This window comes from Streptomyces sp. NBC_01477 (assembly GCF_036227245.1).
In the GTDB taxonomy this organism is placed as follows: Bacteria; Actinomycetota; Actinomycetes; order Streptomycetales; family Streptomycetaceae; genus Actinacidiphila.
On sequence record NZ_CP109445.1, the window covers coordinates 26,409 to 49,489 of the forward strand.

General features: G+C 68.8%; 18 protein-coding genes and 6 pseudogenes. 4 read left to right on the top strand and 20 right to left on the bottom strand.

The annotated features are described in order from the left end of the window. Positions 1-22 precede the first annotated feature (22 nt). The 12 genes and pseudogenes from OHA86_RS00140 to OHA86_RS35945 all read right to left on the bottom strand — a co-directional run. Positions 23-637 (bottom strand): DUF5988 family protein, encoded by a 615-nt coding sequence (locus OHA86_RS00140; RefSeq protein ID WP_329171314.1) that lies wholly within the window; start codon positions 635-637, stop codon positions 23-25. Between the two features lie 193 nt (positions 638-830). Continuing rightward, positions 831-1,358, bottom strand: coding sequence for a flavin reductase family protein (locus tag OHA86_RS00145; protein ID WP_329171315.1), 528 nt, complete (start codon positions 1,356-1,358; stop codon positions 831-833). After that, complete coding sequence (locus OHA86_RS00150) at positions 1,355-1,879, bottom strand: cupin domain-containing protein (protein WP_329171318.1); 525 nt, start codon at positions 1,877-1,879, stop codon at positions 1,355-1,357. Before OHA86_RS00150 ends, OHA86_RS00145 begins: the two co-directional genes overlap by 4 nt. A gap of 62 nt (positions 1,880-1,941) precedes the next feature. After that, entirely contained in the window at positions 1,942-2,703 is a 762-nt protein-coding gene (locus tag OHA86_RS00155; protein ID WP_329171320.1) for an SDR family NAD(P)-dependent oxidoreductase, read from the bottom strand. Then, complete coding sequence (locus tag OHA86_RS00160) at positions 2,700-3,842, bottom strand: LLM class flavin-dependent oxidoreductase (RefSeq protein ID WP_329171321.1); 1,143 nt, start codon at positions 3,840-3,842, stop codon at positions 2,700-2,702. Before OHA86_RS00160 ends, OHA86_RS00155 begins: the two co-directional genes overlap by 4 nt. 66 nt (positions 3,843-3,908) lie before the next feature. Next, complete coding sequence (locus OHA86_RS00165) at positions 3,909-5,432, bottom strand: carboxylesterase/lipase family protein (RefSeq protein ID WP_329171323.1); 1,524 nt, start codon at positions 5,430-5,432, stop codon at positions 3,909-3,911. Positions 5,433-5,475: 43 nt separating this feature from the next. Beyond that, positions 5,476-6,525 (bottom strand): hypothetical protein, encoded by a 1,050-nt coding sequence (locus OHA86_RS00170; protein ID WP_329171325.1) that lies wholly within the window; start codon positions 6,523-6,525, stop codon positions 5,476-5,478. A 69-nt stretch (positions 6,526-6,594) separates the two neighbouring features. Continuing rightward, positions 6,595-7,812, bottom strand: a complete 1,218-nt coding sequence (locus OHA86_RS00175) for a monooxygenase (RefSeq protein WP_329171326.1) — start codon at positions 7,810-7,812, stop codon at positions 6,595-6,597. Beyond that, positions 7,812-8,372, bottom strand: coding sequence for a carboxymuconolactone decarboxylase family protein (locus OHA86_RS00180; RefSeq protein WP_329171327.1), 561 nt, complete (start codon positions 8,370-8,372; stop codon positions 7,812-7,814). The genes OHA86_RS00175 and OHA86_RS00180 overlap by 1 nt, the downstream gene beginning before the upstream one ends. A gap of 58 nt (positions 8,373-8,430) precedes the next feature. Then, positions 8,431-9,780, bottom strand: a complete 1,350-nt coding sequence (locus tag OHA86_RS00185) for a tetratricopeptide repeat protein (RefSeq protein WP_329171328.1) — start codon at positions 9,778-9,780, stop codon at positions 8,431-8,433. A gap of 489 nt (positions 9,781-10,269) precedes the next feature. Continuing rightward, a complete protein-coding gene (locus tag OHA86_RS00190; RefSeq protein WP_443071593.1) occupies positions 10,270-10,668 on the bottom strand; it encodes an SDR family NAD(P)-dependent oxidoreductase in 399 nt (132 codons plus the stop codon). Beyond that, positions 10,664-11,038: pseudogene (locus OHA86_RS35945) on the bottom strand (SDR family NAD(P)-dependent oxidoreductase); the annotation flags it as partial. The gene OHA86_RS00190 and the pseudogene OHA86_RS35945, both read right to left, overlap by 5 nt. 238 nt (positions 11,039-11,276) lie before the next feature. On the opposite strand from OHA86_RS35945, the pseudogene OHA86_RS00195 reads away from it, so the two are divergent. Together OHA86_RS00195 and OHA86_RS00200 are read left to right on the top strand one after the other, a co-directional pair. Next, a pseudogene (locus OHA86_RS00195) lies at positions 11,277-12,681 on the top strand (IS1380 family transposase). 511 nt (positions 12,682-13,192) lie between these two features. Then, a complete protein-coding gene (locus OHA86_RS00200; RefSeq protein WP_329171332.1) occupies positions 13,193-14,011 on the top strand; it encodes an alpha/beta fold hydrolase in 819 nt (272 codons plus the stop codon). A gap of 304 nt (positions 14,012-14,315) precedes the next feature. On the opposite strand, the pseudogene OHA86_RS00205 reads toward OHA86_RS00200, so the two are convergent. Together OHA86_RS00205 and OHA86_RS00210 are read right to left on the bottom strand one after the other, a co-directional pair. After that, positions 14,316-15,720 (bottom strand): annotated as a pseudogene (locus OHA86_RS00205) (IS1380 family transposase). Positions 15,721-15,839: 119 nt separating this feature from the next. Further along, positions 15,840-16,099, bottom strand: a pseudogene (locus OHA86_RS00210) (NF041680 family putative transposase); the annotation flags it as partial. 31 nt (positions 16,100-16,130) lie between these two features. Here OHA86_RS00210 and OHA86_RS00215 point away from each other — a divergent pair. Beyond that, positions 16,131-16,397, top strand: a pseudogene (locus OHA86_RS00215) (phospholipase domain-containing protein); the annotation flags it as partial. Positions 16,398-16,471: 74 nt separating this feature from the next. Here OHA86_RS00215 and OHA86_RS00220 read toward each other — a convergent pair. Beyond that, positions 16,472-16,957 carry a DUF2690 domain-containing protein gene (locus OHA86_RS00220; RefSeq protein ID WP_329171335.1) on the bottom strand — a complete coding sequence of 162 codons (486 nt, stop codon included), beginning with the start codon at positions 16,955-16,957 and terminating at the stop codon, positions 16,472-16,474. Positions 16,958-17,343: 386 nt separating this feature from the next. On the opposite strand from OHA86_RS00220, the gene OHA86_RS00225 reads away from it, so the two are divergent. Further along, positions 17,344-18,954 carry a hypothetical protein gene (locus tag OHA86_RS00225; RefSeq protein ID WP_329171336.1) on the top strand — a complete coding sequence of 537 codons (1,611 nt, stop codon included), beginning with the start codon at positions 17,344-17,346 and terminating at the stop codon, positions 18,952-18,954. Between the two features lie 788 nt (positions 18,955-19,742). Here OHA86_RS00225 and OHA86_RS00230 read toward each other — a convergent pair. The 5 genes and pseudogenes from OHA86_RS00230 to OHA86_RS00250 form a co-directional block, all read right to left on the bottom strand. Next, positions 19,743-20,066: an integrase core domain-containing protein gene (locus tag OHA86_RS00230; protein ID WP_329171338.1), complete on the bottom strand. Its 324-nt coding sequence runs from the start codon at positions 20,064-20,066 to the stop codon at positions 19,743-19,745. Continuing rightward, a pseudogene (locus OHA86_RS00235) lies at positions 20,050-21,444 on the bottom strand (IS30 family transposase). Before OHA86_RS00235 ends, OHA86_RS00230 begins: the two are co-directional and overlap by 17 nt. A 34-nt stretch (positions 21,445-21,478) precedes the next feature. Continuing rightward, the gene (locus tag OHA86_RS00240; RefSeq protein WP_329171339.1) at positions 21,479-22,081 is read right to left on the bottom strand and encodes an IS3 family transposase; all 603 of its coding nucleotides are present in this window, start codon (positions 22,079-22,081) and stop codon (positions 21,479-21,481) included. Next, positions 22,078-22,389: a transposase gene (locus tag OHA86_RS00245; protein WP_329171341.1), complete on the bottom strand. Its 312-nt coding sequence runs from the start codon at positions 22,387-22,389 to the stop codon at positions 22,078-22,080. The genes OHA86_RS00240 and OHA86_RS00245 overlap by 4 nt, the downstream gene beginning before the upstream one ends. Positions 22,390-22,495: 106 nt before the next feature. After that, positions 22,496-23,074 (bottom strand): TetR/AcrR family transcriptional regulator, encoded by a 579-nt coding sequence (locus OHA86_RS00250; RefSeq protein WP_329171343.1) that lies wholly within the window; start codon positions 23,072-23,074, stop codon positions 22,496-22,498. Between the last annotated feature and the right edge of the window lie 7 nt (positions 23,075-23,081).

The window sequence follows — 23,081 nt, forward strand, 5'->3', positions numbered from 1 at the left end:
CCATTTATTAGACACTCCCACCCTATTCGGCGATGGCCGTACTGTATGCCCAGCGGTATACGGGGCGGTCGAGGCCGTCCACGCAGACCTGGCGCGCGATCTGCTCGTAGTGCTGAGTGCGGGCGTAATAGGGGATGTGTAACCGCTCGGGCGGAGGGACGCCGGGCAGCAGTGGATAGAGCCGGGGCAACTCCAGGGGTCCGCCTTCCAGCAGCGCGTATCCGGGGGTGGCTATGCCGGGTATGCGGCGCTCCTGGGGCGACGGGATACGGATCAAGGTCCGTACCGGCGCCAGGCGCTCTCCGGCGGGAGCCTGCCGCCAGTACCAGTCGCGGCCATCCTCGGTGAGCAGCACCGCCGTCGAGTGGGGCGGTTCCGGCGCCGCGCAAAGGCGGGTGCCGGGGCGCAGCTGGAGGCCGTCTGAGCCGGGCAAGGTGGTGGAGGGCAGGTGCACCCGTGGTCCGACGGGTGAAGGGGTGCCCGGCCCGGGCAGCCAGCGCGGCGGTGCGTCGAAGAGCGCCACCACCAGCGCGCCGCCCGGGGCGGTGAGACCAGTGCGGTGGGCGTGCGCGGGCCGGAAACTCCAGTCGCCGGGGCGGTAGAGCACACCCGATTCGGTCAGTTCACCGCGCAGCACGGTGAATTCCTCCGCTACGTCGTACGCGCCTGCCTGGATACGCCTCCAACCCTCTGGGAAGTGAACCAGCAGGGCTCTCGCAGGCTCGGGTGCAGGCAGCGCACAGACGTATACGGGACCGCTTCCGCCGGGGAGGCGGTGCTCCGTGACCAGGAGAGCCGGATTCATCAGGCCGGACGCGGTCATGGCGCGCTCATCCCGGCTGGAAGGTGCCGAAGCCGCCACGGTAGAAGACCAGCGGTCCGACCGCCTCTTCGGCGTCCGGTGCGGCCCCCAGCTCCTCCACACGGGCCAGCACCATCATATGGTCCCCCGCCTCACGCTCGTCCTGCACCGTGCACTCCAGCCAGCCGGTCGTGTTGTTCAGCAGTGGGGATCTGCCCACCGGTGAAGGGGACCAGGACAGCCTGGCAAATTTGTCGCCGCCACTGCGGGCGAAGGCCGCGCAGACGTCACGCTGGTGGGCGGCGAGGATGTTGACACAGATCGTCCTGGCCTTGCGGATGCATGGCCAGCTGGTGCTCGTCCTGGCCACGCAGAATGCGATCAAGGGTGGATCGAGAGAGACGGAGGCAAAGGCGTTGGCGGCCAGCCCATACGGGGTGCCGGTGGTAGGGTCACAGCCGGTGAGTACCGTCACCCCCGTTGCGAACCGGCCCAGAATCGAGCGGAGTTCGGCGATGGGGGCGCCGGTCGGTACTGCCCCGGTGATTTCGGTCACCGTTTCGCCGACAGCAGCGTGGCGACGATTGTCACCGGACGGCCGGTGCGGTTGCTCCACGCGTGTTTGGTGGCGCGCTGTACCAGCGAGTCACCCGGACGGAGCAATACCTCGCCTTCTTGGAGGACGATGTGCAGCTCGCCGTCGAGCACGGTCACTACGTCTACGGTGTCGGTGACGTGGGTGCCCGGTACGTCGCCTTCTCCGGTTGTGGAGTTGCCGCCGACTGCGGCCATCGCCGCCTCGTAGCCACTGACCGTCTCCCATTCGCTGTCCGGCGCGAAGGTGACCAGCCTCACCAGCACGCCCCCCGAGGGCGGTTCCATCGAGACGGTGTCGCTGAGCGTGTTACGTGCGTCCACGGCGACCGGGAGGTTGTCCGCCTGCCAGATGTCGAAGACAGTGAAGGCGGGAGTAGTGGCGCGGGCGGAAGTAGCCGCGTCCGCCGTGACGAGGGAACGCCCCGCGGCGTCGGTTCCGGTGACCACGCGCCGGGCGCAGCAGTCCTGAGTGGATTCCATGGGTGTAGGTCCTTCCGTGCGAGGCGGATACGAGGCTGAGGGGCGGTGCTTGCCGGTCGAAGTCAGACCATGAACGTGCCGCCGTTGACGTTGAGGGTCTCGCCGGTGATGTAGCTCGCACGGTCGGTGGCGAGGAAGACGACCGCTTGGGCGATCTCGGCGGGCCGGGCGAAGCGGCCCGCCGGGATCATGCGGCGCATGGCGGTCAACTGCTGTACGTTGTAGACACGAAGCATGGGTGTGCTGATCAGTCCGGGCGCCACGCAGTTGACCCGCACCCCCAGCGGTGCGCATTGTGCAGCCAGGCTCATGGTGAGTCCGATTATCCCGGCATTCGCGGCGACATACGCAGGAGAGGTGTGTATGCCTCTCGTGCGCCCGGAGGTGGAAGCGATGTTGACGATCGCCGTGCCTCCGGTGCCCGCATTCCGGGCCGAAGCCTGCTCCGCTAGGTGGGGTAGCGCGGTTCGGCAGCACACGTACGCGGCGCGGAGCTTGCTGTCCACTACCCGGTCCCATTCCTCTGCGTCCACCTCGGCGATGGTGCCCAGCGAGATCACCCCGGCGGCGTTCACCAGCGCTCGTAGCTCACCATGCCCGGTGAGCCGCTGCACCGCCTGCTCGGCGCTGGTAGTGGACCGCAGGTCGGCCACTGCGGTGTGCACCTCGGCGCCCCGACGGATCAGCTCATCGGCAAGCCCGGACAGCGCCTGCTCATCGCGTGCCAGTAGTCCGAGGGCGTAGCCCTCTTCGTACAGTGCGGTGGCACAGGCGCGGCCGAGGCCTCCGGTCGCACCGGTGACGAGGGCCAGCGGACGGGTCATCCGGTGACCGGTACCCGGGTGGCGGGGGTGATCGGTGCCATGTCACGGAACTTCGGGATTACCTGCTCTCCCATCAGCTGCAGCGAGCGCATAACTCGGCCATGCGGCAGCCTGCCGAATTGCTGGAGGGTGATGAATTGATCGATGCCCTGGGCCTGGTAGCCGCTGGTGACCTCGGAGCAGGTGCGCGGGTCGCCTATGCACACCACGCCCAACTCGGTCAGGGCGCGGACGTCGTTGTGATACTTCTCGGCCAGGGCTTGGTACTCGCCCATCATATCTCCGAGGATTTGCTCGTACGCCTCGTATCCGGGCTTTCCGGCGACCTGCGTGAACAGTCCCGCGAGTCGCTCCACGTACCAGGTGACCTCCGGGGCGGCGAACTTCTCCGCGTCCTGACGAGAGTCTGCGCAGTGCCCGATGGTGAAGGCGGCGACGTGCTCGTTCTTGAACGCACCGATCGGCTCGGCCTCGGTGATCGCCTCCCGGTAGATGTCGATCAGCGGCTTGAGCCGGTCCGGGTGGCCGACTACGAAGCAGAGAATGCCCACCCCGAGTTTGCCGGCCAGTGCGAACGATTCGGGGTTGGTGCAGGCCATGTAAATTCGCGGGTGAGGTTGTTGGAGGGGCTTCGGCAGCACCTCGCGAGCGGGTAGGTCGATGTACTTGGTGCGGCCCTCGGTCCCCGGGTAGACCTCGTTCGTCCACATCCGGGGGATCTCCCGCAGCCCTTCCAGCATGCTGGGCCGAGAGTCCTCGGTGGCAATCCCGAAGCCGTGTAGTTCCTGGGTGGTGACTGAGCGCCCAGCACCAAACTCGAGTCGGCCTTTGCAGGCGATGTCCAGGGTCGCGAGCCGCTCGGCGGTGCGGAACGTGTGATTGAATCCGGGTGCGGTCAATAACACGCCGTGCCCCAGCCGGATGGTGGAGGTGTGCTGGGCTGCAGCCGCCAAGAACACTTCGGGGGCCGAGGAATGGGAGTATTCGGAAAGGAAGTGGTGCTCAACGGTCCACGCGTAATCGAAGCCGGCTGCCTCGGCCTGCTTGACCTGGTCGATCGCGTTCCAGAAAGTGCGGAACTCCTGGTTGTCGTCCCAAGGCTTGCGCTGCTCCAGCTCGTTGAGAACGCCGAACTTCATTGGTGCCTCCAGTTTGTTTCCGTTGTTCGGTGACGGTGATTCGGTTGTGCGGGGACGCGGACGTTTTCAGCGGTGGCCGGACCAGAGCTCCCGCTCGGCCCGACGGGGATCGTCGACCGGCTCGCCGAAGGCGTCGAAGCACATCGTCGTGCGGTTGGGCGGTTCGTAAGGGGCCCATCCGGGCTGGGTCTCGGATATGAACCGGACCCAGCCGGCGTGCACTGCCTTCGCTGCCGCCCGGGACGGCGAGGAGCCGACCCTCAGCGCGGCACCGGGCTCGTCGAGGGTGTCGAACACATAGGGAAGTTCCATACCGTGGCAGGCGCCCAGCCTGCCGTCGTAGGAGTCGGAGCGCACGGCGAACTCGTACGCGTAGGTGGTGGCACCTGCCGCACCACGCAGTTCGGCGGCACGGATCGCCGGAATGCGGAAGAACCAGTCGGTGAAGAGCGCTGCCAGCACGTCCCCGGGGGAACCGCCCGACAGCCGTCGCCGGTAGACCGCCACCGCTCCTTCAGCCTCCAGGCCGAAGGAACCTGCGGCGGCGGACAAAGCCGCCTCGTCCACGGCGTCGATCGCGCCGGTGGGTACGAGGAAGAGTCGGCCCTCCTCCGCCGTGGTGCCGATCAGTAGGGGAATCCCCGCGCCCGCGCCGCCCGCGTAGGCGTCGTACGGTGCTCGCGACACGGTACGGCCGTCCAGAACCGGCTGGAACGGCAGCAACGACAGGTTGACCGCAGCCGACCAGCGCTTCGGGTGGGTGCCCATCTGCACCTCGGCGGTGAGCGAGGAGGCCGCTGCGGTCAGTTCGGGCAGCGGCACCTCGAACAGCGCCGCGCGGCTCGGAGCCGAACCGACCCGGCGTGCCAGGTCGGCGGTGACCTCCCGGCCGGCGGCCGGTGGCAGCGGAATCTGCCCGAGCGAGCTCTGCGCCACCGCGGCGCGGAATAGTCCGGCGGATGGCTCCATCGCCAGCAGGTGGAGGACGCTGCCGCCGCCTGCGGACTGTCCGGCTACGGTCACCCGGGACGGGTCGCCGCCGAACGCCGCGATGTTCCGCCGTACCCACCGCAGTGCGGCGAGCTGGTCCAGCAGGCCTGGAGCGGACGGTTCGGCGTCGTCCAAGTGCAAAAAGCCCTCGGCGCCGAGCCGGTAGTTGAGCGTGACCGCCACGACCCCGTCGCGGGCGAAGGCGTCACCACGGTATTCGGGGTTGGCCCCTGAGCCGTTGACGTAGCTGCCACCGTGAATCCACACCAGCACGGGCAGCCCGGCGTCCTCGCCTGGTGCGACCGGAGTCCACACATTGACATTCAGGAACTCGTCTCCAGGGACGTCCACTTCCGCGAAGAGCGGCGCGAACACCGCCGGGTAGGCGCCCTTGGGCGCGGTCGGGCCGTAGTGGCGGGCGTCGCGGACTCCGGTCCAAGGCTCAGCCGGTCGCGGCGGCGCGAAGCGGTACCGGCCCAGCGGGGCGGCTGCGTAGGGGATGCCGAGATAGCGGTACACGCTGTCGCGGCCTTCGGCGCCACGGACCCGCCCCTCGCTGGTAAGGATCTCGGGACCGGGGGTAGAGCACGGAGATGTCATCTGGCCTCGTCTCGTTGATGTCGCGGGGTTCTGTGCGGGCGCCTCACTGCCACCGCACCCGGGAGGCGGTCGCTGTCACTCCGGGGCCGATGCCGACGGTCAGGCCGAGCGCACCGCGGGGTGGTGGGGCCGCGTAGATACGGGAAAGCACGTCGAGGATGGAGACGGAGCCGGCGTTGCCGAGGCTCCGTAGGCTGGCCCGGGAGACGTCCACCAGTTCCGGGGCCACCTGCAGACCGTCCTGCAGCGCATTCATGACCTTCGGGCCGCCCGGGTGCGCCACCAGAAAAGACAGCACGTCAGCCGCGCCGTCCGCTGGGCCTTCCCTGAACCAGCGCAGCAGCTCAGGCAGCGCCTTGCCGAGTGCGTCGTACAGGCGGGGAGAGTTGAAGATGTGCATGCCGTCGCTGCGAACCCGGGTGCCGACGATGTCTGTGGTGTCCGGGGCGGTGTAGTCCCAGGAGTCGAATATCCGCAGGCCGGGCCCGGTTTCATCGCGGCGCACCACGCATGCGCCAGCGGCGTCACCCATGAGGGCCCGGAAGATCATCGCGTCCATCCCGGTGTCTCCGGGGTGGATGTATGGCAGGAAGAGGTCGGCGGCGACCAGCAGAACGTTGTCCAGTCCGTTCGCGCACATTTCGGCGGCCCGGGCCAGGGCGAAGGCGCCTCCGTTGCACCCCATCTGCACCACCGGGAGCCGCCGGACCGTGGGCGGCAGCCCCAGCCGGTTCGCCAGCTCGGCGTCCGGCCCCGGCATGTTGTAGCCGGTGACGCTCACGCATACGAGCCCGTTCACCTCGGTGGCCTGCACTCCTGCCTTACGGAGCGCTGCGTGGGCAGCTTGTTCGGCCAGCCCGCACGTGTCGGCGAAGTGGGACTCCAGCCGGCCGTCCACGGGGTTCTCCGGGTCGGACAGCGCGGCGAGTGGGCGGGAGACATGGCGCGTACGTACGGTCGTGGCGTCCATGACACGAAGGAAATCAGCGATCCGGGGGTGATCCGCGTACCGCTGCCGGTAGTGGTCACGCAATGCATCGATTTCCCAACGGTGTTCGGGCAGCACGATGGCGGGCGGCGAAACGGTGGGCATGACGGGGCGCTCCTCAACGATTCGACAATCGTTCCGATGCTCCTGAGAGTGAGGCGTGTGGGCGTGCTCTCAGGTCTGTTCACTGGCATTCTCATAGAGATAATGGACATATCCATCAAGAGTTCCATTGGCCCATTCCTCCATTCTTTCTACTGTCATCTCATGCCAGTACGGGGTGCTTTCGACTTGATCCCGTCCGATGGCTCGGCCTACTTCAACGAGGAGATTCCCAGCATTTGCGCGTAGGGTGCCGTAGCTGCGCAGCGCTTCCGTCAGAGGAAGTCCGGAGGTCAGCAGATCCTCTAGCAGTAGCGCGTCCTCAAGAGCCTTTACCGCTCCGCTCGCGGTGTGCGGCCTGGTGATGGTTCCGGCGTCTCCGGCGAGCAGCAGTGGGTACGCCGCGGTGGTGGCGAGAGTGAGATCGCGCACCGGCTGAACGGCCATCTCCTGCTCGTCCGCCACGAGAATTGCTTCCTGCCACCGGTCCGGGAAGAATTCCCGAGCAAGGGCGTGGACGTGGTCGCGCATGATCCCCGTGGTGCGTCCGGTCGGGTAGTGCAGCTCGGCGTCGAAATCCGCACCGGCCGGCGGGGCCGCGTACAGAGCCCAGTTGAGCCGCGTCCGCCCCGGTAGGGCCGCACTCTGCGGGACGAGGTAGAGGATCGCGTGGCCGCCAGGGAAACCGATCGTCAGGTAGCGCCCGGTCAGGTCCTCCTCGGTGCGCTTCGCGTCGGTCAGCCGGTCCAGCGGCACGCTCGCCCGCCAGAGGGAGTAGCCTGCGTACTGCAGACGGGACGCCGGAGCCACTAACTTCCGGACCAGCGAATGGTAGCCGTCGGCTCCCACGACCAGTGCATGCCGCTCCTCGCAGCCCGTCGTGCGCACCAGCACCCCGGCACCCTCCGGTCGCAACGCCGTCACCTCGGATCCCCGCCGGTATTTGTCGTCGGGCACCCGGGACCGTAACTGCTGCCACAACAATGCCCAATTGCAGGTCAGTACCTGGCTGCGCTGGTGCCACAGCTCCCTGATACCGCCGAATGGGTCTCGGGCCAGCCACAGCCGCTCGGTCGCCCGGCAGACTGGCATGCTCGCGTCCAGGTACCCGCGGGCGGCCAGCTGATCGCGGATCGCGGGCGGCATCACGATGCCGAAGCCCCGCTCGGCGAACTCCCCCGCGCTGCGCTCGTACACTGTCGGCTCGTATCCGGCCAGGCCGACGGCCACTGCCGCCGCACACCCCGCGATGGAGCCGCCGACCACCGCCGTACGGAGGCTGCCGGCCATCACTGTTCCTGTCCGGCCAGGGCGGCGAACCGCCGGGCCAGCTCAGGTCCGGCGGCATCGATTTCCAGTCCAAGCGCGTTGATGTAGAGCGTGAACATCCGCACCGCGCCAAGTAGAAGTAGCACTTCCGCCGTCTGTCGGTCACTGAAGTGCTCGCGGAGCAGGTGGAGATGCGCCTCGTCGCATCCCGAGGATCGCAGATAGCACCGTGCAAACTTCAGAAGCGCGTTGTCAGCCTCGTCTGCGCTCCGCCGCTCCTCGTCGATCAGCAGCGGAAATTCCTCATCGGGGAATCCGGCTCGATGTGCCTGTGGAACGTGCTGGACCCATTCGTACACGCAGTCCGTCTCGTACGAGATCAACAGGATCAGCATTTCTCGATGACGTGCCGATATTTCCAGCCGGGTGAGTATTGAGGTCACCAGATCGAGGAGTGGAGCAGTGAGTGTCGGTGCCGCTGTTAGTGCCCGCACGCTGTTTATCAGCACCGGGAATCGGTCCACTGCAGCCTGCGTATCCAAGGAGAGAACTGACCAATCGGGAAAGCTGATACGGGACACCGCGACCTCTTCCTGAGGACGAATGGGTGATGTCTCATATTGAACCCGAAGGAGCGTATCAAGGGTAGGTGCAGTGGTGTCCGATAGTTTCAACTGTTGTATTCGCGACGAACCCCTCGAAGCATGCCTGGACCGCGGCGGTGCTGCGATAGGGGGCGAGGGCACGCCAGAGCCTTCGCTGCAGCATCCCGACAACCTTCGGATAGAGGTGAGGAAATTTCCGCACTGCCTCCCTGGCATGCAGAACAGCGCGCTCCACATCAGGTATCGAGCAGGAGAGTTCAGCTAGCCGGGTGTGGGTGAGGGCGATGGCCCAGTGCTGCTCAGGTTCACGGAGTCTCAGGGAGCGGTCATATGCCCTCAGCGCCAAATCCACGTCGCCGAGCGCTGCCATCGCCTCCCCACGCTGATAGGCCAGTGCGGTCTCCGCGTAGCTAGTGAACGGCCCGTCGCCGTCACCCGCCCGGGCCCGCTGCCGGTCAGCTCCGCACAGGTCCCGTAAGGTCGCCCGGCGATCGCCGGCGGCCGCCTTGGTGACCGCCGACTGGGCCAGCAGATAGGCCCGCCGCGCCGGTTCCGCAGTGGCGGGCAGACAGTCGAGCGCGGCGGAGGCGAGCCACTCAGCTTGTCCTGGATGGCCCTGGCGGAACGACTGGCTGCTCAGGGCGCGCAGCACTAGCGCGTAGGTGAGCGTGTCGCCCGCCTCGCCCGCGACATCCAGCGCCAGGTGGAAGTACTGTTGCGCCTCTTTCGCCTCTCCTGCCCCAATCCACATCCGGGCGACGAGGAAACAGAGCTGCGAAGTGGCCGTGAGGAGGCTGGCATGGGTTCTGGCGGTGGCGGAAGCGCGTAGCCAGCTGTCCACGTCGTCCAGTAGGAAAGAGAGCGCGGCACCCATCGACTCGGTGCCCGCGAAGCGGGCCTGACGGCCGAAGAAGAGCACTGCGCTTTCCGCCGTCGCCAGCTCAGCGGCGCCAACCCGTCGCGCGCCGGGGTCTGGAGCTCCGGACCGCTCCCAGGGCTGACCTTCTGAGCGTAGCCACGGGGTGAAAGACGGCAGATGTTGCTCCCGGCAGGGGGTGCAGTCCGGACCTGCTATCTGATTTCGGCTCGCGACGTCGGCGTCCTGCTCCGGCGGGGACGGTGCCAACCCCGCTTCGACGAGCGTCACATCGCGGCCCAGCCGCCGGGAGAGCGCCTCCACCAGCAGCACTGCCACCTGACTGCGTGGCTTGGTGCCGCTCAGCCAGTGCGCCACTGCGCTGCGGTTGTAGGACAGCCGCAGCGGCGGCCGGCGCATGGCGCCCCTCATGTTGATCTCGCGCGCCAGCGCGTCGTACGTACATCCCGCATCATCCAGCAGAGCGCGCAGTCGTTGATTCGGGCTGAGCGGTGAGGTGCGTGGCACAGTCCCCTCCTGAAAGTCCCATCAGACCGCAGGGGGCTGGCAATGCCCCCGGCACGGGGCCGCAGAGACTGCGATCGGCGGGCTGTACGAGAAGTGTCCTTACGCGGGCTACCGGAGGGTGCCGGTTTCAACAGTCACAACATCGCCCGTCTAATTCCTGCGGAGTACGCTGGCCGCCACGCCGGGAGGAAACCGGTGCCTGAATCTCCAGCATTCGCGTGCATTTCCACCGTGCGGGCAGTTTGTCCTGGCCTCAATAATTTTGACTGTCTACATACCCCTCCCCTGGAAGGCTGAGTGCCGGTCGGCCGAATGGAGGTGCTTCGCGTCCGGTGAGACGTACACGGAAGCGCTCGCGTCCTGGACTCGAGCGGACAACTCCTGGCGATCGGTGCAATGCCGGACTGGATTTGGTCCGCCGTGAAGGAGATTCGAGATCAGGGGTCCTGCCCCGCGCAGGATGTCCATCCTGGAAAGCAAGAAGAAGTCTCACCCCCGGCGCTCATCCACGCAGGCGAGAAGTCCGCCGTCGACAGTGAGGACGGTGCCGGTGTGTGTGCTGGTTGCCAGGAAGAGAACGGTTGCGGCGATCTCTTCGGCGCTGGCCCAGCGATTGAGGGGGACGTGTGACAGTACTGCATCGGATACGGCGGGGCTGCCCCACAGGTCTCGGGTCATGTCAGTTCGGGTCCAGCCGGGGCAGACGGCATTGACACGGATGCCGGCGACGACCCATGCGTTGGCCAGGGCACTGGTCAGGGCGATGAGTTCGGCCTTGGCAGCGGCGTAGTGGGCGGCTTGGGGGAAGGCGCTCAGACCAGCGACCGAGGCGACGTTGACGATCATTCCGTTGCTGCTGCGGCTCAGATGGGGGGGCGGCCGCAACACAGATCTGGGCGGGGATCTCGAAGTCGACGGCAAGGGTCTCGCGCCAGAGAGGGCCGGTGAGGCGATCGGGGGCGATGGCGCGGCAGATACCTGCGGCGTTGATAATGATGTCCAGATGTTCCAGGTAATCGGTGCATTCATTGATGAGAGATCGCGCTGTGCCCGGGCGGGTGAGGTCGGCCGTGATCGTGTTGACGAGGGCCCCATGCTCCCGTAGCCGGGTGGCTGCCGTTGTGAGCTGGCCCGGGTTCCGGTCGGTGATGACGAGTGAGGCGCCAGCGGTGGCCAGCGCTACGGCTACGGCGTGTCCGATTCCTCCGGTGACACCGGTGATCAGGGCCGTTCGGCCGTGAAGTAAGCGGTGGTGCACGTTCGGCTCCTGGCGGGGTCGGTAGGGGGCCGCCCGGCGACCACCATGTTGGCAGCCTGTTCCACGCCTTCACGCCACATCGCATGCTTCTCTTGAGGCGAGATATCGAATCCTTCTAACCTCGGGCTTTCGCTTGGAGTCCGTCCGGATCATGGGCGGGAATGCGAAAGTGCCTTCTGACCTGGGACGATGAACCTTGTCGAGGGGTTCTGTCGTCCAAGCGGAAGGCACTTTCTGCGTGCAGGGTATCGGTTCGCGTCCCAGGCTCCATGTCTCCGCCGACGGTGCGGGGGTGGTCGGTCACGCCGGAGCACGGCTACTGGCTGATCTCGCCGATGCCACCGGACTGACCAGCGCGTACTCCACCGCGATGAGGCCTCTTCGGCCAACGCGGCACTGGGCATGACCCGGGCCGGATCGCCACCGACCTCGCTGTGATGCTGGCTGACGGCGGCGAGGCGATCGCGGATCTGGCCGTGCTGCGCGACCAGGTCGAGGTGTTCGGCCCGGTCGCCTCGACACCGACCGCCTGGCGGCTGCTGGCCACCGTCGACGAACGCGTACTGGACCGTCTGCGCTCAGCCCGCGCTCAGGCCCGGGAAGTGGCCTGGCTGCAGGCATCCGAGACCCGCTGCGGCATACCGGCGGCGAAAGCCGGCGGACGGGAAGTGCCCGGCCTGGTCCTGGACATCGACGCCACGCTGATCACCTGCCACTCCCAGAAGGACCGAGCCGCACCCACCTACAAAGGCGGCTTCGGCTTCCACCCCCTGCTGTGCTTCCTCGCGAACACCGGCGAGGCGATGTCCGGGCGGCTGCGGCCCGGCAACGCCGGAGCCAACACGGGCGCCGATCACATCGCGGTGCTGGACGACGCTCTCGCACAGATCCCCGACGCCCACCGGCACGGCACCGACATCCTCGTCCGCACCGACAGCGCCGGATCCGCGAAAGCCTTCCTTGCCCACGTCCGAGAGTTGCGGGCACGCGGAATCCGCACCTTCTTCTCGGTCGGATACGCCATCACCGAGCCGGCCCGCCGCGCGATCCGGGCCCTGCCCGAGCAGATCTGGCACCCCGCCCTGGACCAGGACGGCACGCTGCGCGAGTCCGCCGAGGTCACCGAACTGACCGGCACAGTCGACCTCACCGGCTACCCGGCCGGCACCCGCATCATCGTCCGCCGTGAACGCCCCCACCCCGGAGCCCAGCTCTCGCTGTTCGACCAGGACGAGGGCCTGCGGCACCAGGTCTTCCTCACCGACACCCCGTTCACCTCCGGCCCGGCGCAGTTCCTGGAGGTCCGCCACCGCGGACACGCCACCGTCGAAGACCACATCCGATGCGGCAAGACCACCGGCTTCGGCCGCTTCCCCTCCCGCCACTTCCCGGTCAACGCCGCCTGGCTCGAACTCAGCCTCGCCGCGATCGACCTCCTCGCCTGGACCCGGGTCCTCCTGCTCGACGGCGAACTCGCCGCTGCCGAACCCAAGAAGCTCCGCTACCGGATCCTGCACGTCGCCGCCCGCCTCACCCGGGGCGGCCGCCGTCTCCGCCTTCGGATATCGGCGACCTGGCCCTGGCGACATGAACTCGCGGCCGCATTCCACCACCTGACCGCACTGCCCCGCCCCGCAGGCTGACCCGCCGCCTCCCGACCACTCACGACCCGAAGGACATTGGAGAACCCGACCACCGCGTCGGGCCCTCACCATGCCCACCGGCCGACACGACCTCAAACGACCTCGCTCAGTCGCCCACCAGCCCCAACTGAAACGGCGAGGCTAGGGCCAATACCGGTAACTTAGGGCGTTTTTATCCGTTTGACCCGTTTGGGTTTCATGGCATTGACGATGGTGATGGCCGGGGCGGGCGGGTGTTGTGCACCATGGTGGGCTGCGCGTTTAAGGGGCCAGTTGGCGACTTTGCGTTTGATGACGCGGGCGTTGGCCCTGCGGCGTCGTGGTGGCAGGAGGCGTTCGAGGAGTTCAGCGTGGGTGGCTTTGATGGCGCGGGTGAGTCTGCCGGGGGGGGGCCGGCCCGCGCCAGGCGCACACCACGGCCGCAGGACCCGCGTTGCGGGGCGTGCGGTAGCCGGCGAAGACTGGGGGGACGGAACCCGGGGGCCGACGCGCTGCGGAAGGACCTTCAGCGATGGGCCGATACGCACGGCTTCCCAGTGTCAGGACCTGGTACGAGATCGAGGGGACCGGCGACCCGCTGCTCCTGCTGCACGGCGGCTTGTGCACCAACGACACGTCGGGGGAGCTGCGCACCGGCCTGGCGGCACGGCACCGCGTCTTCCTGCCCGAACGGCTCGCCCACGGCCACACCCCCAACGTCCCGGGGCCGCTCCCCTACTGGGACATGGCCGAGGACACCGTGGCCTTCCCGGAGACGGTCGTGGGCGGGCCGGCGCACCTGGCCGGGTGGAGCGACGGCGGGATCGTGGCGCTGCTCATGGCAGCCGCCCGGCCCGACCTGGTCCGCAGGACGGTGCTGGTCGGCACCAACTTCCGCCCCGGGCCGGAGTGCTTCGCCGCGCCGGCGAAGCTGGAGACGATGACACCCGACGGCCCGGACCTGGCCTTCTTCCGCGAGCTGTACGAGGCCGTGTCGCCGGATGGCGCGGAGCACTGGCCGGTGGCCGCGGCGAAGGTGCTCGCCATGTGGCGCACACAGCCGACCCTCACCGCCGCGGACCTCGCCCGCGTGCGCACCCCCACGCTCGTCATGGCCGGGGACGACGACCTGATCACGCTGGAGCACACCTGCGCCCTGTACCGCGGCATCGAGGACTCACAACTGGCTGTCGTACCAGGGGCCTCGCACCTGGTACCGCTGGAGCAGCCGGACCGCGTGGGCCGGCTCGTCCTCGACCACCTCGCGCAGGACGCGCCGGTCGAGACGATGCTGCCGGTCCGCCGCGCGGGACGCCCGGACGGCGCCTCCGGGGCGGACCGGTCGGCATGACCGCCGGCCCCGCCCGCGGGCCGCAGGCCGCAGGCCGCAGGCCGCAGGCCGCAGGCCGCAGGCCGCCCACCCTCCCGGGAGGCAGCCCCGATGTCCATACTCTGGACACTCACAGTGCCTCCTTAACGACTGTCCGGATCTACAACGCTAGCTTGACCTTTAGCCTCGCCGTTTCAGTTGGGGCTGGTGGGCGACTGAGCGAGGTCGTTTGAGGTCGTGTCGGCCGGTGGGCATGGTGAGGGCCCGACGCGGTGGTCGGGTTCTCCAATGTCCTTCGGGTCGTGAGTGGTCGGGAGGCGGCGGGTCAGCCTGCGGGGCGGGGCAGTGCGGTCAGGTGGTGGAATGCGGCCGCGAGTTCATGTCGCCAGGGCCAGGTCGCCGATATCCGAAGGCGGAGACGGCGGCCGCCCCGGGTGAGGCGGGCGGCGACGTGCAGGATCCGGTAGCGGAGCTTCTTGGGTTCGGCAGCGGCGAGTTCGCCGTCGAGCAGGAGGACCCGGGTCCAGGCGAGGAGGTCGATCGCGGCGAGGCTGAGTTCGAGCCAGGCGGCGTTGACCGGGAAGTGGCGGGAGGGGAAGCGGCCGAAGCCGGTGGTCTTGCCGCATCGGATGTGGTCTTCGACGGTGGCGTGTCCGCGGTGGCGGACCTCCAGGAACTGCGCCGGGCCGGAGGTGAACGGGGTGTCGGTGAGGAAGACCTGGTGCCGCAGGCCCTCGTCCTGGTCGAACAGCGAGAGCTGGGCTCCGGGGTGGGGGCGTTCACGGCGGACGATGATGCGGGTGCCGGCCGGGTAGCCGGTGAGGTCGACTGTGCCGGTCAGTTCGGTGACCTCGGCGGACTCGCGCAGCGTGCCGTCCTGGTCCAGGGCGGGGTGCCAGATCTGCTCGGGCAGGGCCCGGATCGCGCGGCGGGCCGGCTCGGTGATGGCGTATCCGACCGAGAAGAAGGTGCGGATTCCGCGTGCCCGCAACTCTCGGACGTGGGCAAGGAAGGCTTTCGCGGATCCGGCGCTGTCGGTGCGGACGAGGATGTCGGTGCCGTGCCGGTGGGCGTCGGGGATCTGTGCGAGAGCGTCGTCCAGCACCGCGATGTGATCGGCGCCCGTGTTGGCTCCGGCGTTGCCGGGCCGCAGCCGCCCGGACATCGCCTCGCCGGTGTTCGCGAGGAAGCACAGCAGGGGGTGGAAGCCGAAGCCGCCTTTGTAGGTGGGTGCGGCTCGGTCCTTCTGGGAGTGGCAGGTGATCAGCGTGGCGTCGATGTCCAGGACCAGGCCGGGCACTTCCCGTCCGCCGGCTTTCGCCGCCGGTATGCCGCAGCGGGTCTCGGATGCCTGCAGCCAGGCCACTTCCCGGGCCTGAGCGCGGGCTGAGCGCAGACGGTCCAGTACGCGTTCGTCGACGGTGGCCAGCAGCCGCCAGGCGGTCGGTGTCGAGGCGACCGGGCCGAACACCTCGACCTGGTCGCGCAGCACGGCCAGATCCGCGATCGCCTCGCCGCCGTCAGCCAGCATCACAGCGAGGTCGGTGGCGATCCGGCCCGGGTCATGCCCAGTGCCGCGTTGGCCGAAGAGGCCTCATCGCGGTGGAGTACGCGCTGGTCAGTCCGGTGGCATCGGCGAGATCAGCCAGTAGCCGTGCTCCGGCGTGACCGACCACCCCCGCACCGTCGGCGGAGACATGGAGCCTGGGACGCGAACCGATACCCTGCACGCAGAAAGTGCCTTCCGCTTGGACGACAGAACCCCTCGACAAGGTTCATCGTCCCAGGTCAGAAGGCACTTTCGCATTCCCGCCCATGATCCGGACGGACTCCAAGCGAAAGCCCGAGGTTAATCCGTGCGGCGTGGTCGCGGGATCGTGGACTTCTTCGGTCTCGTACCTGACTTTCCGGTGGTGCGCACGTCGCGGCCTGGGATGGGTCGGGTGTTCCTGCGGCCGGTGGCCGTCCCGGCCCGGGCCAGGAGGGTCTCGACGCTCGGGTGGGACAGGTGACCGTCGGGCCGAGGTGCCGAAAACCTCGGCGGACACGGGCGGGAGTAAGCCTGTCGGACGGGCTCGATCTCTCCCACGGCCGCCGGAGATCAGCCGATTGAACGCCCGCAGCCACAACCCCCCGAGCCGGACAGGTCACCCTGACGTTCGCCAACGCGGGCAGCGCCTCCGTCACGTTCACCGCCACCGGCGCGTACGCGCCGACGCGGCACTGCGCCTACACCGTTCAACCGGGCGCGTCGCGGACCGTGAGCGGCTGGAGTGTGGCCGCCGGCAACCGCTGGTGCGACATCACCGTGACGTCGAGCGGCGACTCCGCGTTCGTGCGGCGCTTCGCCGGGCACGTCGAGACGGGCGCGGCCCGCGCCAGCGACCCGGCGATCGCCACCGTCTGAACGGTCCCGCCCGGTCCGGGGCGAGCGCCGCGTCGTTGCGGCGCCGCCCGCCCCGGACGGCCCGACCCGCGACGTCAGCAGACCAGGTCGAAGGTCTGGCCGTTGTTGCCGACCACGACGCCGTTGAGGCGGATGACCCCGCCGACCTCGACGCACACGCCCGCCGGCGCGTAGAACTGCAGGCCGTAGCTGTAGCCGGTCAGGGCGTCGTCGGTGACGTCCTGGGCGTAGTCGAGCGAGCCGCCCTGGGGCAGGAGGGTGCGCGGCCGGACGATGATCTTCTCGGCGACAGCGCCGCCCACGTAGTTGTTCACCCGGACCCAGTTGGTCTGGCAGGTGCGCGAGTAGCGCAGTTCGACCACGCCCGTCACCGCGCCGTTGGCGGGGTTGAGCAGGTTCTTGCTCCAGTAGGTGATCGCGTTGCCGGAGCATCCGGTCGCCGCCGGGTCGGTGTAGTCGTACTGCGAACCGGTGGCGGCCGTGGCGGTGCCCGTCGTGAGCGGTACGCCTACCGCGGCGGCGACAAGGCAAGCGGCGACGAAGCGCGCGGGTCTCCTCATGTGATCTCCTCGTGTCGGCCGCGCCTGCTGGAGGAGGCGGGCTGGAACCGGACGGTCGGATGTCCGGTGTTCCCTTTGTACGAGCGCCCGCCGCCGCCCGGCCGCGCCGTCCCACCGCGCTCCTTCGGCGTGCAACGTCCGTTGTAGTGAGGCGCGTTGTCTGCTAGGGCCGTCCGGGGCGGATTCCGCCGCCCGGGCCGTGCCCGGCGCGACCCGAAGCGGCCTCGTCCGGTCCAATCCGGCCTGGCACATTTTGCCGCACTGCGTCCCGTGCCTCCCTGGTTCCCCATATGTCCGGAAAACCTCTCGCCGCGCGCCGGAAACGTGGTGAGAGTGGTGGGCCCGGCCGGCACTGGATGGGGTGGCGCGCGAGCGAGGGGGCGGACATGGCGCGAGCGGCGGTGGGACCCGCAGTGATCCGGTGGAGTTCCTGGCAGACGCAGGCCGGTTGGCTGCTGCGTGCGCACCGGCTGCGGCACGCCGATTCCGGGCTCCGGCGGCTCCCGGGGTTCGCTCGCGCGTATCGCGAGGACGCGCGGTTCGCGGGCGGCGTCAGTCCCAGTTCCCTGTCCCGCTGGGAGAACGGACTCGTCCCGGTGACCGCCGCGTGCGTCCGCCGGTACGAGGACGTGCTCGGCCTCGCGCCGTACCGCCTGCTCCTACCGATCCAGACCGTCGCCCGCTACGAGGGAGGTGCCGCCGCGGTGGCCTTCCTGCGGGGTAGCGGCGACGGGCCGCCCGAAGGCCACCGCCGGCACGTCGACCCGCTCCTCGACCGCGTCCTCGACGGCGGGGTGCTGACCGGCGCCGACTGGGACGACCTGACCCGATGGGCCGCCCACGGCGGCGGGCACGTCTCCCCCGGCCGCATCCGGGAGGCAGTCGTGCGGCGACTGCTCGAGGAGACCCTGGTCTCCGGCGGCTCGTCGTGGATGCGCCGCTTCGAGGCGCTCAGCCGCCTGATAGCCGACCCACGCTGGGGCCCCGACGCCATCGCGGCGTGTGCCGCCGTCGCCGAGCGGTCCGAGCACGCCGGCCTCATCGAGGCCGTGTGCGCGCTGGACGGCAGTCCGCACCCCGACGCCGGGCGGGCGGTGCTGCGCCAGCTCACCGACCCCACCACCGCCGACAGCCTGTACGGCGCACTGCTGGCCTGCGCGCGCAAGACCCGCAAGCGCCACTTCGACGCCGCGCAGACCCGGATGCTGACGGCGGTGGTGGAGGGCGTGCTGACCGACGGGGCGCGGGCGGGACACCCGGCGCCCGTGGTGGAGGCGGCCGCCGTCCTCCTGCACCGGCTGCCGCTGCCCGCAGCCGACGCCGCGCGCCTGGCCGCCGCAGCGGCCGAACGCCACCCCGTGGTTCGGGCCGTTGTCGCGCACGGCTCGCTGACCGATCCGGTCACGGCCGCGGTCACCGTCTCACGTGTCGTCGCCCGGCTGGACTCTCCCCCGCAGGCGACCGCCGTGCTGGGCTCCGTGGTCGACGACCTCCTCCAGCACCCGATCGCCGACATCCGGCTCTACGCGGCGATGCTGCTGGACGCCAGCCCGTACGGACCGCAGGTTGCCGCCTCCCTGGCCGCGGAGCTGCGCCGGCCAGCGACCGTCCGCACCGAGGTCCGCGCCGTTCCGGTGCTCGACGCGCTGCGGGTCCTCGGCGGCCCCGAGCAGCGGGCCGTGGTCGCCGACCTCACCCTGGCGCGAGGCCTGCCCCGGGGTGTCGTCCTGGCCGCCGTGCACGCGCTCGGGCACATCGGCGGGCGCAGCCCGGAGACCTACTGGCGCGCCGTCTTCCACCAGCACACCCAGGGGCCCGCGGACACCTCCGAGCGGCACCGCGTCCTCAAGCGGCTCGTCTACGGCTTCGCCATGGCCGGTGAACTCGACCTCCTCGTACGTCTCGTGGACGAGCACGCGCGGACGGCCCCCGCCCAGCCCCTGTCCGGCTGGTGGAGCGGGCTGTCCCAGCACGTCCGTGAGAGCGCCAGACGCTGAGGCCGCCGCCGACCGGCGTCCCATGCCGACACGCTGGGCGTTCATCCTCTGCGTCCCGACGTGCGCTTGTCCTACCTTCCAAGCGTGGGTCTGAGACGGTCATTCGTAAGATCGTCGGACCCGGGGGCAGCGTTCGTCTGGTTCAGTGCTCCGACCAAGGTGCAAGGGGGTCTGCGGCACCTACCCCTGGGTTGGGACCGGTTCACCCGCGTCCATCGGACGGCACGAACTGGTCCACTTCCCGCCCGACCTGCGGCCGGCGTGGCAGTTCCCCTACGAGGCGGGGCCGTCCGCGGGTGTGATCAGCGGGTGCTATGCGCTCAACGTGCTCGAGGGAGCATGCCTGGGCCTGCTACTGCACCGACTTGCCGGTCGTGAGAGTACGCGGCGGTGCCGTCTCCGCCTGGCGCAACACCGCCGGCGGCGCCGGGGCGCTGATCACGACGAGTCCAGGTTGGCGCTGGTCGGCGGGGACAGGGACGAGCGCGACTGGCTGACCGTCGGCACCGGGGGCGACGAGGTCCTGCACGTCAGCGGCCGGTACCGGCTGACCCTCCCGGGGGCCTGCCGCTGCCGCCCTCGGCGCAGTCGTTCGACCGCGGCCGGACCCACATGTGGTGGCCGGCGACGACTGGTACCGGCTCGGCGTGGAGGACGTGCCCCGCCCCGCGCACTGAAGGGCGCACGCTATCCGTGATGTCTCATATGACAAGACGCGCGTCTTGTTCCGCGAGAAGAAGGGCTAGAACTGAGCTGCCCCGAGTTTCGTAGAGTCCGGTGATCTTGTTTCAGGCGGACTGTGGGACAGGTTCCTGGCTTCGCCAGTAGTCCTGTTCGTACTCGGCGGGCGGTACGTAGTCGAGTGCGGAGTGGAGTCGTTCTTCGTTGTACCAGGTGATCCACTGGAAGATCGTCCGTTCGACCTGGTCGATGTCCTTCCAGGGGCCCTGCATCTCGATCAGCTCGGCCTTGAAGGTGCCGTTCAGGGCCTCGGCCATGGCGTTGTCGTAGCTGTCGGCGACTGATCCGACGGAGGCGGCGGCGCCGATGTCGGCGAGCCGGTCGGTATACCGGATCGATACGTATTGGCTGGACTCAACCGGTCGTTGCAACACCGGCTTGCTGGAGCAAGACTAGCTGCTCGTTGAATGCCTCGGCCGGGGTCCTCCAGCCAAGTGTCTTGCGGGGTCTTGTGTTCAGCGCGTGAGCGACAGCTTCGATTTCTTCGGCGGACCAGCGTGTGAGGTCGGTGCCCTTCGGGAAGTACTGGCGCAGGAGTCCGTTGGTGTTCTCATTCGTGCCTCGCTGCCACGGGCTGTGCGGATCGGCGAAGAACACGGGGATACCGGTCTCGACCCTGAACTGCGTGTGCGCCGACATTTCCTTGCCGCGGTCCCATGTCAGCGACCGCGTCAGCTGCTCGGGGAGCATCGACATCGTGTTGGCGAGTGCCTTCTTCATGGAGATCGCTCCGTAGCCGGCCAGTGCGGGGCCGTTCTTCGTTCGAGGGATCGTTCCGTATCCCTCTTCGCGGGGCAGATGAATCAGCATGGTGAACCGGGTCGACCGCTCGACAACGGTGCCGATCGCCGACCGCTCCAGCCCGATGATCAAGTCCCCTTCCCAGTGGCCGGGGACAGCGCGGTCCTCAGCCTCGGCGGGCCTTTCGCTGATCAACGCCTCCGGCGTGACGTGCGCCCAGGTCTTGCGCCGTGAACGCGCCCGCGGCGCCCGCAGAGCGCGGCCGGTCCGAAGGCACAAGATGAGCTCGCGTTTCAGCGCCCCGCGGCCCTGGATGTAGAGGGCTTGGTAGATCGCCTCGTGACTGATGCGCATGGATTCATCATCCGGGAAATCAAGCTTGATCCGATTCGCGATCTGCTCTGGGCTCCATGCCTGAACCCACGCGCGATCCTTGCGGTGCGGCTTGTTCCGCCCCGTCCACGAGCCCGTCACCGGTCCCGCGATCGGCATGCCACCCGATGTGGTGATCTGGCCGGACAGCCTCTCCTGGACGTAGGCGTGCAACCTCGGATTGTCGACCAATTTCGCTGTCTTCGGACGCTTGGCCGCCATATCCGCTTTCCATTACGCGACCGACGCCCGGTAGTCGAGCGTCCCGCTTCTTGTGGCCGCGTTGCGTCGCAGCTCGCGGGAGATGGTGCCTGGATCACGACAGACGTTCCGGGCGATCTCGCGCACTCCCTTGCCCTGGGCCCTGAGCAGCGCGATCTCCTCTCGCTCGGAAAACGACAGGTACCTGCCCGAGGGTGGCTTCGCATCGAACGGACACATCCCGCCACACTGGCGGTACCAGCGGGTCGCCACCGCCGGCGCCACGCCGATGACGGCGGCGGCCTCCTCAGCGAGAAGTCCCTTGGCAATCTCCGTCCAGAACGCCGTCTCGACCGGACGCTGATACTTCGGATGTCCCGGGGATCTCAGCTTCGGCCGCAGCGCCCGGTCGGCTGCCTGCTGGCGACGAACCATCCAACACCTCCGTGATCACAAGGTGTTGCGACGATCAGTTGAATCCGCCTTGCGAGCCCCTGTCGCTGTGATGGACGAGGCCGGAGTCCTTCTCGATCCTCCGCCTCCACAGGGCCATCTCCAGTGCGTCCAGTGGAAGTTCGGTCCGCATGTGGTTCGCGACCTGCCAGCCGACGATCATCCATGAGTACACGTCCAGTACGAACGCCACGTATGCCCATCCGGACCAGGTGCGGACATAGGTCATGTCGGCGACCCACAGCTGGTCGGGCCGGCTCGCGGTGAAGTCGCGGTCGACCAGGTCCGGCGGCCGGGGCGCCGACGGCTGCGGGACGGTCGTGCGGCGCCGCCGGCTACAGATGACGCCCTCCAGGCCCAGCTCGGCCATCAGCCGCTCGACGGTGCAGCGGGCCACCTGGTGGCCCCTGCGCCCGAGCGCGCGGGTGATCCGGCGGGCGCCGTACGTGCCGCCCGACTCCGCGTGGACCTGCTCGATCAGCGGCATCAGCTGCTCGTCACGGAGCCGGCGCGCCGACTTCGGCCGCTTCTTGCGGGCGAAGTACGTCGACGGCGACAGCTCAAGAACCCGGCAGACGGGATCGACCCCGAGACCTCTGTCACGCAGGTGGTCGATCACCTGCTCGGCCTCGTCCGGGGACGGTCGATCTCCTGGGCAAAAAACACGCTGGCGGCTTTGAGGATCTCGTTGGCCCGCCTCAACTCCGCTACCTCTTTGCGGAGTTGTTTGAGCTCGTCCTGCTCTGCGGTGGTCAGCCGGTCATCGCGTTCGCCGCGGTCGGCCTCGGCCTGGCGGACCCAGCCGCGCAGGGCCTCCTTGTGGATGCCCAGATCCTTCGCGACGTGCGCGATCGGGCGACCGGTCGTACGGACCTCGCGGATCGCACGCTCACGGAGTTCATCGTGGTACGTACGGGGTGCTGGCATGACGCTGATGGTTCTCCTTCGCCAGGACCGTAACCCCGGCATCAGGGACTCCACCAAACTCAGAGCAGCTCACCCGGCCGGCGGCGCACGGCGTGCGGCCCCCGGCTCAGGGTGATTGCGGGGCGGCGTGTCGCAGGCCGTCGAAGAGGAGGGCGGTGATCTGCCGGGCCTCGACCAGCCAGCCTTGCGTGGCGCGCATTCCGCAGATGCCGCCCAGGGCGCGCAAAAGGGTGGAGCCTGTGACGTCGTCGCGGACGGTGCCGGCCGCGCTGCCGGCTTCGAGCAGCAGGGAGAGGGCGCCTGCCATACGGGTGCGTGCGTCGTCGAAGACGTGTGAGTCCGTCGCCATGATGCTTTCCAGCACACTGGACATCCCCTTGCCCACCGCCGCGTGGTCCACGAGCAGCAGCAGGAAGCGCCGCAGCGCCTCCTCCGGGGCGTGCTGGTCCAGCAGGACGCCGGGCGTGGCGCACAGGTCGTCGACCTCTTTGCGGTAGACCTCCTCGATCAGCGCTTCCCGGGTTTCGAAGTGGCGGTAGAGCGTTCCGACGGCGACGCCGGCGCTGCGGGCGATGTACTCGACGTGCGCGTCGGCGTCACCGCCGAGGAACGCCTGGCGGGCCGCGGACAGCAGTGCCTCACGGTTGCGTTGCGCGTCGGCGCGCAGCGGGCGTGATGCCGGCAAGAGAACC

What these genes read in the sequence shown, in the direction of transcription:
- OHA86_RS00150 (WP_329171318.1), bottom strand. Translation starts at nt 1,879, where the DNA reads ATGGAATCCACTCAGGACTGCTGCGCCCGGCGCGTGGTCACCGGAACC.
- OHA86_RS00155 (WP_329171320.1), bottom strand. Translation starts at nt 2,703, where the DNA reads ATGACCCGTCCGCTGGCCCTCGTCACCGGTGCGACCGGAGGCCTCGGC.
- OHA86_RS00160 (WP_329171321.1), bottom strand. Translation starts at nt 3,842, where the DNA reads ATGAAGTTCGGCGTTCTCAACGAGCTGGAGCAGCGCAAGCCTTGGGAC.
- OHA86_RS00165 (WP_329171323.1), bottom strand. Translation starts at nt 5,432, where the DNA reads ATGACATCTCCGTGCTCTACCCCCGGTCCCGAGATCCTTACCAGCGAG.
- OHA86_RS00170 (WP_329171325.1), bottom strand. Translation starts at nt 6,525, where the DNA reads ATGCCCACCGTTTCGCCGCCCGCCATCGTGCTGCCCGAACACCGTTGG.
- OHA86_RS00175 (WP_329171326.1), bottom strand. Translation starts at nt 7,812, where the DNA reads ATGGCCGGCAGCCTCCGTACGGCGGTGGTCGGCGGCTCCATCGCGGGG.
- OHA86_RS00200 (WP_329171332.1), top strand. Translation starts at nt 13,193, where the DNA reads ATGGGCCGATACGCACGGCTTCCCAGTGTCAGGACCTGGTACGAGATC.
- OHA86_RS00220 (WP_329171335.1), bottom strand. Translation starts at nt 16,957, where the DNA reads ATGAGGAGACCCGCGCGCTTCGTCGCCGCTTGCCTTGTCGCCGCCGCG.
- OHA86_RS00225 (WP_329171336.1), top strand. Translation starts at nt 17,344, where the DNA reads ATGGCGCGAGCGGCGGTGGGACCCGCAGTGATCCGGTGGAGTTCCTGG.
- OHA86_RS00245 (WP_329171341.1), bottom strand. Translation starts at nt 22,389, where the DNA reads ATGCCAGCACCCCGTACGTACCACGATGAACTCCGTGAGCGTGCGATC.